Annotated in this window: 8 protein-coding genes and 2 pseudogenes; 5 read left to right on the top strand and 5 right to left on the bottom strand. The window is 38.5% G+C overall.

All coding sequences use genetic code 11. The features are described from left to right. Nucleotides 1-87: 87 nt before the first annotated feature. A pseudogene (locus tag IGQ45_09330) lies at nt 88-927 on the top strand (ABC transporter permease subunit). 131 nt (nt 928-1,058) lie between these two features. Here IGQ45_09330 and IGQ45_09325 read toward each other — a convergent pair. Further along, entirely contained in the window at nt 1,059-2,381 is a 1,323-nt protein-coding gene (locus IGQ45_09325; GenBank protein ID MBF2057408.1) for an MFS transporter, read from the bottom strand. Between the two features lie 148 nt (nt 2,382-2,529). Next, nucleotides 2,530-4,944: a phosphoketolase family protein gene (locus IGQ45_09320; GenBank protein ID MBF2057407.1), complete on the bottom strand. Its 2,415-nt coding sequence runs from the start codon at nt 4,942-4,944 to the stop codon at nt 2,530-2,532. 331 nt (nt 4,945-5,275) lie between these two features. Between IGQ45_09320 and IGQ45_09315 the strand changes: the two are divergent. Together IGQ45_09315 and IGQ45_09310 are read left to right on the top strand one after the other, a co-directional pair. Further along, a pseudogene (locus IGQ45_09315) lies at nt 5,276-5,497 on the top strand (transposase). 109 nt (nt 5,498-5,606) lie between these two features. Further along, nucleotides 5,607-6,257 (top strand): phosphate ABC transporter permease, encoded by a 651-nt coding sequence (locus IGQ45_09310; protein MBF2057406.1) that lies wholly within the window; start codon nt 5,607-5,609, stop codon nt 6,255-6,257. A 127-nt stretch (nt 6,258-6,384) separates the two neighbouring features. Here IGQ45_09310 and IGQ45_09305 read toward each other — a convergent pair whose 3' ends face one another. The 3 genes from IGQ45_09305 to IGQ45_09295 form a co-directional block, all read right to left on the bottom strand. Further along, nucleotides 6,385-6,972 (bottom strand): pyridoxamine 5'-phosphate oxidase family protein, encoded by a 588-nt coding sequence (locus IGQ45_09305; protein ID MBF2057405.1) that lies wholly within the window; start codon nt 6,970-6,972, stop codon nt 6,385-6,387. Nucleotides 6,973-7,054: 82 nt separating this feature from the next. Then, nucleotides 7,055-7,735, bottom strand: coding sequence for a Uma2 family endonuclease (locus IGQ45_09300; GenBank protein ID MBF2057404.1), 681 nt, complete (start codon nt 7,733-7,735; stop codon nt 7,055-7,057). A 181-nt stretch (nt 7,736-7,916) separates the two neighbouring features. Then, complete coding sequence (locus IGQ45_09295; protein MBF2057403.1) at nt 7,917-10,493, bottom strand: family 10 glycosylhydrolase; 2,577 nt, start codon at nt 10,491-10,493, stop codon at nt 7,917-7,919. 315 nt (nt 10,494-10,808) lie between these two features. Between IGQ45_09295 and IGQ45_09290 the strand changes: the two genes are divergently transcribed. Next, nucleotides 10,809-11,051 carry a DUF433 domain-containing protein gene (locus IGQ45_09290; GenBank protein ID MBF2057402.1) on the top strand — a complete coding sequence of 81 codons (243 nt, stop codon included), beginning with the start codon at nt 10,809-10,811 and terminating at the stop codon, nt 11,049-11,051. Continuing rightward, entirely contained in the window at nt 11,029-11,403 is a 375-nt protein-coding gene (locus tag IGQ45_09285) for a DUF5615 family PIN-like protein (protein MBF2057401.1), read from the top strand. The genes IGQ45_09290 and IGQ45_09285 overlap by 23 nt, the downstream gene beginning before the upstream one ends. The last annotated feature ends 67 nt before the right edge of the window (nt 11,404-11,470 follow it).

Here is an 11,470-nt window from a genome sequence, read left to right as displayed (position 1 = left end):
AAATCAAGAAGGGGGGAAATAAATAAGGGTGTCGCTATCCTTCCCCAATCCGCTTCGCTGAGATTGAGGACTGTCGCAACGAACGTTCAAATTTTACGCAATGGCACTTATAACGAAATTTATCAGAAATGGTTTGCTGGTGAGCCTTTCGTTTTACCATTGATTGCCCCTTCTTTAATTGGCACAACTTCTACTGATTTTGCCACTAATCCTCTTGGGGATGGTAGTCGTCAATCGGTGTTAAGTTTACTTACCCAAGGATTACCTCAAGGCGCCCTCATCACCTTGATCTTAACAGCTTGTTCGATCTTTTTTGGCTTCATTGGTGCTTCATTGATCGCTTTTGGGTTAATTTCTCATAATCTTATCGTGAAAAATATTTTACGCATTTATGTAGAATTTTTCAGGGGTACACCAATGTTGGTACAGTTATTTATTATTTATTTTGGACTTCCTGCTTTTTTTCAAGGTATCGGCTTACAGTGGAGTTTAGAGCGTTTTCCTGCAGCGGTAATTGCCTTGAGTTTGAATGTGGCGGCTTATTTAGCAGAAATTATCAGGGGCGGTATTGAATCCATTGATAAAGGGCAATGGGAAGCCTGTGAAGCGTTGGGCATGAATCGACTACAAACTCTGAAAGAGGTTATTATGCCTCAAGCCTTTCGCCGTGTTTTACCTCCGTTGGGCAATGAGTTTATCACTCTGATTAAGGATACCAGTTTGGTGGCGGTCATTGGTTTTGCCGAGTTATTCCGAGAAGGGCAATTAATCGTGGCTAGTACTTTTCAAGCCTTTCAAGTTTATCTTGCTGTCGCTTTAGTTTATCTCTGTTTAACTACTTTATCTTCTTTTGTTTTTAAGTGGTTAGAGCAAAAAATGAATCCTGTGGAAGAAGCAAAGCGCAAAAGTGCCTTACAAAATTCCTAAAGGTGGCAAGGTGGGTAATGCCCACCGCTAAAATCATTTACACACTCATCAAATTAGCCAATCAATCATCATTTTTAAAATCAAGAGATTGTAAATATGGTGAAGGGCGCCCTCCACCGAGATCAAAAAGCCTAGACACGAGAACTTAAAACACCACTACCCAAAGAAAATAAAGCAAGGATAAATAACACCGTAGGCAACCCCCATACAGTTTCCGCAATTCCAGCTAATGCAAGAGGTAAAGAAAGAGCAATATTAACCGCATTATTTTGCAAACCAAAGACTTTTCCGCGCATAGCTGGAGGTGTTTCTGATTGAATAGTAGTCTGCATCGGCACACCAATCAGCGCCGCAAAACATCCCACTAATACCGTCATCAGCAAAGCCAGAATTAGGCTACCCGTAGAAAAAGATAAACCAATCAGCGCCCCTGCCATACCCATTGAACCATAAAAACTCAACTTACCATGACTTAGAGAATGTCCTTGTTGGGTGACAAACGTAGCGCCCACAGCAATACCAAATCCAGCCGAAGCAAGGAGATAACCAAATTCTTCCGCCTCCAGTTGAGGAATTTGATCAGCTAAACTTACCGCCAACACAGCAAGGGCAGCAAAAATAGAAAAAAGAATCACTAATTGAAATAACGCATTGCGCACTCGATCATTTTGACGTAGATAATTAATACCTTCTTTTATATCCTGCCAAGGATGATTAACCTGCATTTGTCGATCTTTGTCTTTTTCCTTACTTTTGACTAAAATCAGCACCAATCCAGCTAGAGTATAACCTCCTCCCACCAACAATTCTTGACTATAATCAAAAGAAAAACGATTTCCCCAATTTGCCACCAAATCTAGTAAAGGATTACCAATGGCAAAACCGAAAATAACCATCGCCATCATGGTTGTAGTGTAAATAGAATTGGCAGCTAAAAGATTTCTTTTTTTGACAATGAGAGGTAAAAAAGATTGCTCTGCTGGAGCAAAGAATTGAGTCAAAGTAGAAACTAAAAAAGTTAAGACTAAAAGTATCCAAAATTTAATGGGAAAATTTAACCAGATGCCATTGGTATTGTTATTAATAAGCACAAAAGGAATTAGAAAAACCAGCGCCCCTCGTCCCAAGTTAGAGAGAATTAAAACAGCTTTTTTATACCAACGATCCACATAAACACCAGCTAAAGAACCGAATAAAATAGCTGGAATCGTAAAAGCAATCATCACCGCAGACACCCAATTACTGATAGTTTCACCCTCATTATGAAATGAATTAGTGATAATAGCGACCATTAAAACTAAGTAAATTTTATCTGCCAATTGAGAAAAAATTTGTCCAATCCAAAGATTAACAAAGTTAAAATTTTTTAAAACTGTTAAAAAAGCATTTTCTTGAGATTCTTTAATGCTTAGATTATCATCTACTAACTCTTTTTCTGGTTCAGCAAATTCCATTTATTTGACAATATAATATGACTAGGAAAAATATTATTTAGGTATTAAATATTAATTTCTAATATATCATAGTTTGGTCTATGTCATTGGTTAGAAGTTAAGGTTCAAAGCAAGGTGTCAAGGGGTTTAAACCCCTTGCTAATCGTAATTAATAAGGCCATTTCCAATGGGTCATTTCATTTTTATCGATACCGTGAGTATGAGCATAATTAAGGTTATCGATAATTTCATTTTTCATCATCTCCTTGAGATAACCAGCGCGGGATCCCAATTTAGGTACTCTGTCGATGACATCAATAACCAGATTAAAACGATCAATTTGGTTTTTAATGGCCAATTCCAGAGGAGTATTAATATTACCTTCTTCCTTGTAACCACGCACATGAAGACGATCTGGATTATGATGACGATAAGCTAATTTATGGATTAACCAAGGATAGCCATGGAAATTGAAAATAATCGGCTTGTCGTCCGTGAATAAAGTAGCAAAATCTCGGCGAGATAAACCGTGGGGATGTTCTTTTTCATCCTGTAACTTAAACAAATCCACCACATTAATAAAGCGCACTTTGAGATCAGGGCATTCTTCCCGTAAAATCGCCGTAGCTGCCAAAGATTCCATGGTAGGCACGTCACCGCAACAAGCCATCACCACATCTGGTTCATTTGCCTTACCTTGATCATGATCATTACTCGCCCAATCCCAAATACCGATGCCTTTAGTACAATGTTTCACCGCATCATCAATATTCAAGTATTGTAAATGCCTTTGTTTATCCGCTACAATAACGTTCACATAATCCTTACTGCGCAAGCAGTGATCGATAACACTCAACAAACAGTTAGCATCAGGGGGAAAATAAACCCTCGTCACATCGGCACTTTTATTAGTGACTAAATCCACAAAACCGGGGTCTTGGTGAGAAAATCCGTTATGATCTTGTCGCCATACGGTGGATGATAACAAAATATTGAGAGAGGAAACCGGCGCGCGCCAAGGCACATGATTTTTGGAAATATCCAACCATTTAGCGTGTTGATTGAACATAGAATCTATAACATGGGCGAAGGCTTCGTAAGTGTGGAATAAGCCATGACGACCAGTTAAGAGATAAGTTTCTAACCAACCTTCGAGGGTGTGTTCGCTTAACATCTCCATGACGCGCCCATCAGGGGATAATTCACCGCCGTCTTCATCTTCAGGTAAATAGTCCGCCATCCAAACTTTTTTGGATACTTCATAGATGGGATGGAGGCGATTGGAAGCGGTTTCATCAGGTCCAAATACCCTAAAACTATTCATATTGCGCGCCATGACATCCCGTAAAAAGTAACCCATCACTTTAGTGTTTTCTACTTCTACCTTACCCGGCTCAGTCATTTGTATTACATAAGTAGCAGTTTTGAAGTCTGGCAAATCTAAATCTTTGCGCAATAATCCACCATTAGCAATGGGATTGGCACTCATACGGCGCGCGCCTTTCGGTGCTAATTCTTGCAATTCGGGGATTAAAGTACCGTTGGCATCGAATAATTCTTCAGGTTTATAACTTTTCATCCACTCCTCAAGGAGGTGCAAATGTTCGGCATTATTCTGCATTTCCCCCATGGGTACTTGGTGAGAGCGCCAGAAACCTTCCATTTTCTTGCCATCCACCTCTTTTGGACCTGTCCAACCTTTGGGGGAACGAAAAACGATCATGGGCCATCTCGGACGTTTGGGGATACCGGTGGCGCGCGCTTCTTCTTGAATTTCCCTAATTCTCAAAACACAATCTTCGAGGGTTTGAGCCATTTTTTGGTGCATGGTCATTGGATTATCCCCTTCTACAAAATAAGGTTCATAACCATAACCCACAAACAGCGCCCTCAACTCCTCATGGGAAATCCTCGATAGGATAGTAGGATTAGCGATTTTATAGCCGTTTAAATGTAGTATGGGTAATACAGCACCATCACGAATGGGATTGATAAATTTATTGGAATGCCATGAAGTGGCTAGAGGGCCAGTTTCCGACTCACCATCCCCCACCATCACCACAGAAATGAGATCAGGGTTATCTAAAACCGCACCATAGGCATGGGAAACGCTATAACCCAATTCGCCCCCTTCATGAATTGAACCGGGGGTTTCAGGGGTAACATGACTGCCAATATGACCGGGGAAGGAAAACTGTTTAAAAAACTTGCGCATTCCTTCCGCATCCATGCTTTTATCAGGATAAATCTCAGAATATGTGCCTTCTAGGTAAACTGGAGCAAGGACACCCGGCGCCCCATGTCCGGGTCCTGCTAAATAGACCATGTTAAGATCATATTTATTAATCAAGCGGTTGACATGGACATAAACGAAACTCAAACCCGGACTTGATCCCCAGTGTCCTAATAACCTATACTTGATATGCTCAGGTTGTAAAGTTTCTTTGAGTAGCGGGTTATCTCGCAAATAAATCATGCCCACAGCAAGGTAATTACAGGCGCGCCAGTAAGCATCGATTTTGCGTAATTCCTCAGTATCTAAGATGAGAGGTTCTTGAATTGATTGTGTCGGAGTTTGAACCATAATGCCATATACCTTTAGTATTTGCCTTCAGTCTAGCACCGCTTTTTTTTAGATTCAATAGTTTTATCAATAGTTAATGTTTTCTCAAGAATTGCTATGAAGTGCTTAAGCAAGGGTTGCTGAAAAAGCGCAGTTGTCAAGGGTAATGAATTGTTAAAGAATTGATCGACGAAATTTTAATATATAAATTCACTAAATATTTAAGGAAAGAATTGCCTAAAATGTTCAATCTAACTTACTTCAAAAAGACTTATTTTTATTAGCGATACTTAAACAAAGAAATAAGGTAAACTAAAGTATAAACTATTTATAGTAATCATTTTAGGTCGCTATGAAAGAAACAACATCTTCCTCCATGCCACCATGTTTCAATCGTTGCTTTCAAAAATTTGACCCACTATTGAAAACAAAAGCACAGAAACGGGAATTTAGAAACTATTTAGGAGGTTTATTAGGAGAGTCTAGCCGAAAGAATCTTTCTCAAATTGCTGATAATAATATTGATATTACATATCATAAATTACATCATTTCTTAACAGAATCTACTTGGAATTACATCGTCAAATATTTCAATCTTTTGAAGGTAAAAAAATAGAATATAATCAAAACTGGGAAAAATACCGAGTTTTGGCTCGGTTAGAAAGAGAGGAGAATATCAAAAAATGTTAATCCCCCTAAAAAAAGAAGCCATCAAAGACTTAATTCCAGCCGTTGCTACAGGCACTCAATACGCTTACTATTGGGCTAATATTGCTACTTTACTGAAAAACTTGTTTATTTCTCTCATTGGTATCTTAATCTTTTGGTTAATCGGCGCTGTTTTGGGGAAGGGCGCTGAGGGTTTATCCCTCATTTTTCGTGTCACTGCGGGGTTATACTGGTTATGGAGCCCTGTGTACTGGGGTAGTGTGCGCAATCGTAAGTATCGTCGCTACAATTATACGGGTTTTTGGCGCGGTCGTGTTTTAGATGTTTATATCACCGAAGAAGTTTTAAATGAATCATCCGCTTTAGATAAGTTGGGTAGGGCAATTATTGTGGAAAATTTACAGAAAAAAATTAACCTAGAAATAGGAGATAAAAGTGGATTTCGTGCTACTATTTCTAGCCCGTTAAAACGTATTCATAAAGTTATTAATCGTGGTCAAGCTGTGGAGGGTTTGTTATTATCAAATGACCCTGATTTTATGCGTATTGCTAATATTACTGATGTTTATATTCCCCGTCATAAGTTATGGGTAGGGGATTACCCTTATTTGCGCCGAGATATTTTCTTGGATATTCGCCGAGAATTAGCTAAAATTTATGGATAATTGACAATTATTAGGGTTTATCATATCAGAATACTATCTATTTTAACGCTATTTTTTACATGGTGAAACAGGCATTTTGCCTGTATTTCTCGAAAGGTAAAAAAATCCTACTTTAACTTTGATTTTTTTAAGGATTAACTCTTATTACTTGCCATTGAGAATTATTTTCTAAACTATATAGATAACGATTTTGTGGCTCTCCCCTTAACTCTAAATGATCTACTTTTTCCACTGCAAATAAAAGTAAGCAAAAGTTATCATTAGGTAATTCTTTGTTAATTTCATATTCATTATCTGTACTTTCTTCTCTGTATGAATCTTTAGGGGTTTCCCAGTAAAACTGGACTTTAGCGTTATCACTAATATTTTGCCACATTAATTTTCGTGCTTTTTGCCATTCTATATTTTCTGTTTTTGCCGTGACTATATCTATTTTTCCTGTGAGTCTAAATTGCTCTCTAGTTTTACAAAAATACCAACAAATTTCGCCGTAAGGATTAGATTTTAAATGTTCATATTTTTCACTTCTAATATCAGTAATAATCTGTAAATAATTACTATCGCCATAAAAACTCCGAAATACTACCGTGCGATTAGTAGGCATTCCCTCTGGGGTAACGGTTGCTAATTGTAAATAACGGCTAAATGGCTGCGCACGATTACGATGTAAAGCACGGGCGACGGGCGCCCTCCACGGCGGTAAAATATTAGTCATAAAGATAATGGACAATGGACAATGGATAATGGACAATGGATAATTGCGAAATTTATTATCCCATATTAGTTTTTATTAAAAGTTAACTATTAATATCATCTAAACTTATGCCTAGTTCTCGTAATTTTGCTTCTAATTTATCTGCCCTTTCTTTTTCTTTTTGCGCCTTTTCTCTTTCTTCTAATAGCTTTTGTTGTGCTTCATTATAGGTAGAAAAAACTTCACCATTAGGGTGATAAATCTTCAATTCAGGTTGATTTAATTCAAAACGAATACCTAAAAGTGGGCTTTGCCAATCATTGATATTATCAATCATTTCTAAAATATCATTTTGTCTTAAAAACCCTGTTAATTCATTTTTATCAGGATTGTAAATGTAATATTCTTCCACGCCATAACGTTGATAAAATAAAAGTTTGCCATACATTTCTTTTGGGGTGTTACCCGGCGAGAGGATTTCAAAAACTACTTGGGGGGGAATGTTATCTTCCTTCCATTGTTGATAAGAACCACGTTCACCTTTTTCTCTACCAAATACTACCATAGCATCCGGCGCACACCGCCGTTTATTATCTCCCTCCACGGGATACCATAGTAAATCACCAGCGATAAATACTTGGGGATTATCAGCAAATAACCAATCTAAATTATTTTTTATGGTAGTAATCCAACGAAACTGGAGGGTATTATCAGCCATCGGTTTTCCATCACTATCGGGATAAATAATCTCTGATTTAGTAGTTTTTTGCAGTTGACTAACCATTTTATGCCATCACAATTTTATGCCATCATTTTTATGGTAACAATCTTAGCTCACAATGGACAATTGATAATTGACAATGGACAATAGAAAGAATGTAGAAGTAATTATTTTCTAAATTCTAAATTCTAAATTCTAAATTCTTTCTCCCTCTGCTTCCCCTTCTCCCGTTTGCCCTTTTAGCCTAATTAATTTTTCTAACTTCGCCATAATTAAGTAAATTTTCAATAGCAATAAGACGATTAGACCAAGAGCGCCCTTGCCTTACATTATTCGTGTTATGCTGTTGCAAATAAGTGGGAAAACGACTACGAAGATAAACTAAACTACTTTTAGCTTGTTGTAAATTCTGAGGGTTAGGGTTTTTTGCCAAAATATCTAAATGACTACGGAGAGTATCAGCATTTTTTGCCCAATCTTGCAAAGCAGAAGGACTAATATTAATTTTGTCATTAAGTAATAAAAAATTCCATTCCTGTTGCAAAGCCCGATAACGCAAAGAAGCCGACTCAAAAGGTTGACGATGTGGAATAGGCGGAGTTTTTGTGCCGTTGCGCCCTTGAGTTTGAATTAAAATACGCTCTAAATCTTGGTCAAAATGTTCTGAGGCAAACAGGGCAAAACCGCTACTGGGCAAATTGCGCAACAACTGCATCTGATCCAATGCCTCAGCGTAAGGAACTTTCAATAAACGAATACCGGGTAGAATTAAACTGTTACTGGTGAGAGAATAATCGTTAACTGATTGTACCCTACTTTCAAAACTGCCCGTATCCAAAGCATAGGTCATCAGTACCATTAAATCTACGGAATTATTGGCAATCCAACTCTCCCAATTTTGCTGTAATGTCCACAGGCGCTCGTTTCTCTCGGTGGGAAACACTGCCGCCGAGATGGTTAAATCTGGTTTAATTTCTTTTAATTGTTGAGAGGTTTCCGCCACAAAACTATCCACTTGTTCCATGCGAAACCTTGCCCATTGTGACCACAATGGGGAAGAAGATGTTAGGGTTTGAGGATCAACGCCATATTTTTGCTTAAATAACCAACGGGCGCTATTGGTATAACCATATTGTTGTTTGGTGAAGCTATCTTGGAAAGGATAGCGAATGTAGTCGAATTGTATGCCATCCACGTCATAATTTTGAGCAATTTCTCTCAACACCCGTTGTAAATATCTTCTCACTTCGGGGTTAGCAGGATCGATGAAGGCTTTTTGAAAACCGGGTGTGCGACTAAATATATCGCCTTTTTTATCCTTTAGCGCCCAAGAAGGATGACGACTCAAAACAGGACCTAAATGATTGTCAGGTAAACCCAAAAGGCGATTATGCCCTTGATTTGCCACTGCAAAAATCCACGCCCAAGCGTGTAATTCCATATTACGCTCGTGCGCTAATTCAATGGATGCCTTGAGTGGGTCCCAACCTCTGGTCATGGGGTTTTGTTGGGGCGCTACTGTGCTAGGGTAAATGGGATAACCAGCGTTAATGGTTTCAAAAAATACGGTATTAATTCCAGCTTCTGCCATGCGGTCGAACAAATGTACTAAATCAGCTTTTGATTTCGCTTTGACAATAGTGCCTCGATCTACCCACATTGCCCTCACTTCTGGTTCAGCAAAATTACGATCCGTGGGGTAATTTTCCCATAAATCTCGTCTGGCATTAAGCCACTGTCGGCGCGCGTCGGGGAAATTTGTTCTTGCTAATTGGGGGAAGTTTTTTAATAATTCTTGGGCTTGAATGACGGCTTGGTGGGCGCTGTCGTTGCCATAACGGAAATTACTTGCAGGCGCTTTACCGACATTTTTAGAAGCAATTTGATTCATTTGGGCGATGGTTTCTGTCATCGGTTGATCATATCTCGCCTCTTTCGCTTCTCCTTTTATAAGGGTGTTTTCGACTCGATAAGTGAGGGCGCTTAATTCTGCCATCATTTGCTCTACTTCTCGATTAGAGACGTTTCTGGCGATGGTGGTAGGTTTTGCCTGAGATTGTGCGGGGGAGGGCGCTGGGGTTTTTGGTGCGGGGAAAAGGGCGCTTTGACAAGGTTGAGGATTAGGGTTGCTATTTCCTGTTAATTTGATGCGATGATCTTGTAGTGCTTTGGTAAGCCAAGCCGTGTCAAATTCAGGTTTAGTCAATTCATCGATACCCCAGCGCCAAGCAAAAAAAGTGGTATTATTACTACGCAATACGGCAGGGGGATTACCATTGGATGACCACGATGCTTCGGTGACAATTTGATTATTTTCAGGAATAATGACACCACCAATTAAAGTACCTGCTAAAAGCCTTTGATCGACTAAGTTAGTAGCGGTGGGAATTAGGTTAGAAGGGCTAGTCATGGGATAACCCCACTGCGCCCCTAAAATCTTTTTGAGACTATTTTTGACTTCATCGGGGGAGGATTGCCCAACGGGACCTGAAGCGATGATTTTTCCCCCTGTTTTGAGCCAATATTCGAGGGATTGAGCTTGATTGGGGCTAATATTGTTAACGTTGGGAATAAATAGAGCCTGTAGGGTGTTTAAGTCTCTTTGGCTTTGCCAGTTACGGGTATCTAAGATGCAATAGTCAATTTTTGTGCTTTGTAGTCGTTGGGTAATTTCTTGCCATTGGGGTGCGTTTTCTTGACTATAAACCACTCCTACCATGGCAACAGCGCCCTCCACCGCTACCCAAGGGGTTAAAATGCTACTAGCAATGATTAATTTTGATTGCCAATTATTCCTCAATTTACCCAAAAAACTGTCCATCTTTTCCTGTCAATTTTGTACAATCATCTCTAGGCTATGGTAACAGGTTTTAGATTTTAGGTGAAAGGAAGGTTTCAGGTAGCAGGTAGCAGGTTTAAAACCCTTTCCTCAATAGACTCTTGTACAAGAAAAAGATCAATAAACATAAGTTTCTTGTCAATTCTTTAACCTCACGCCTGACACCCGACACCAACAATTAATTCTATGTTTGCGTAACATCAGTTAATTATCAATAAACTAGAAAGAAATAGAATATTGTTATCTTAAACAAAGACACCAAACCTAATAGATATTGTCAACTCATCGATTAAAATAATGAAACTAGATAGAATAACTTATAATCCCCGTCAAATGAATGGACAACCTTGTATCAGAAATCTTCGTTTAACAGTGCGTCGAATTATAGAATTATTAGCTATTTATCCTGATCGTAACGAATTATATCAAGAATTTCCTGAACTAGAAGAACAGGACATTCAACAAGCATTAATATATGCTTCTAGTTATTTAGATGACCAAATTATCGACTTAGAAAATGTTGTTAAAACTGTTGCTTGATCAAGGTTTGCCCCGTTCAGCACCCAAACTTTTATTGAATGCTGGAATTGATGCGATTCATGTAGCAGACATCGGACTTGCCACAGCAGAAGATGAGGAAATTTTGTTAAAAGCGAAACAAGAAAGGAGAGTTATTGTTACTTTAGATGCTGATTTTCATAGCCTGTTAGCCTTGAGTGGTGCAAAGTTTCCTTCAGTTATCCGTATTTGCATTGAAAGACTGAAAGCTCAAGCATTCACAAATTTATTATTGTCAGTTTTACCTAAGTGTGAAGAAAGTTTACTTAAAGGTGCAGTGGTAACAATAGATCATCATCGTATTCGTTTAAGGTTTCTTCCTCTGGTTAAATAAAACTATTTTGATTTTAGGTGAAAAGGACACAAGGAGAATTATTATTAATTATTAATTATTCATTATT

The sequence above is a fragment of the Cyanobacterium sp. T60_A2020_053 genome (assembly GCA_015272165.1).
Taxonomy (GTDB): Bacteria; Cyanobacteriota; Cyanobacteriia; order Cyanobacteriales; family Cyanobacteriaceae; genus Cyanobacterium.
Note: the sequence above shows the minus strand (reverse complement) of the source record. Positions and strands in the feature narration are given on the sequence as shown.

What these genes read in the sequence shown, in the direction of transcription:
- IGQ45_09310 (MBF2057406.1), top strand. Translation starts at nt 5,607, where the DNA reads ATGTTAATCCCCCTAAAAAAAGAAGCCATCAAAGACTTAATTCCAGCC.
- IGQ45_09305 (MBF2057405.1), bottom strand. Translation starts at nt 6,972, where the DNA reads ATGACTAATATTTTACCGCCGTGGAGGGCGCCCGTCGCCCGTGCTTTA.
- IGQ45_09325 (MBF2057408.1), bottom strand. Translation starts at nt 2,381, where the DNA reads ATGGAATTTGCTGAACCAGAAAAAGAGTTAGTAGATGATAATCTAAGC.
- IGQ45_09295 (MBF2057403.1), bottom strand. Translation starts at nt 10,493, where the DNA reads ATGGACAGTTTTTTGGGTAAATTGAGGAATAATTGGCAATCAAAATTA.
- IGQ45_09320 (MBF2057407.1), bottom strand. Translation starts at nt 4,944, where the DNA reads ATGGTTCAAACTCCGACACAATCAATTCAAGAACCTCTCATCTTAGAT.
- IGQ45_09285 (MBF2057401.1), top strand. Translation starts at nt 11,029, where the DNA reads ATGTTGTTAAAACTGTTGCTTGATCAAGGTTTGCCCCGTTCAGCACCC.
- IGQ45_09300 (MBF2057404.1), bottom strand. Translation starts at nt 7,735, where the DNA reads ATGGTTAGTCAACTGCAAAAAACTACTAAATCAGAGATTATTTATCCC.
- IGQ45_09290 (MBF2057402.1), top strand. Translation starts at nt 10,809, where the DNA reads ATGAAACTAGATAGAATAACTTATAATCCCCGTCAAATGAATGGACAA.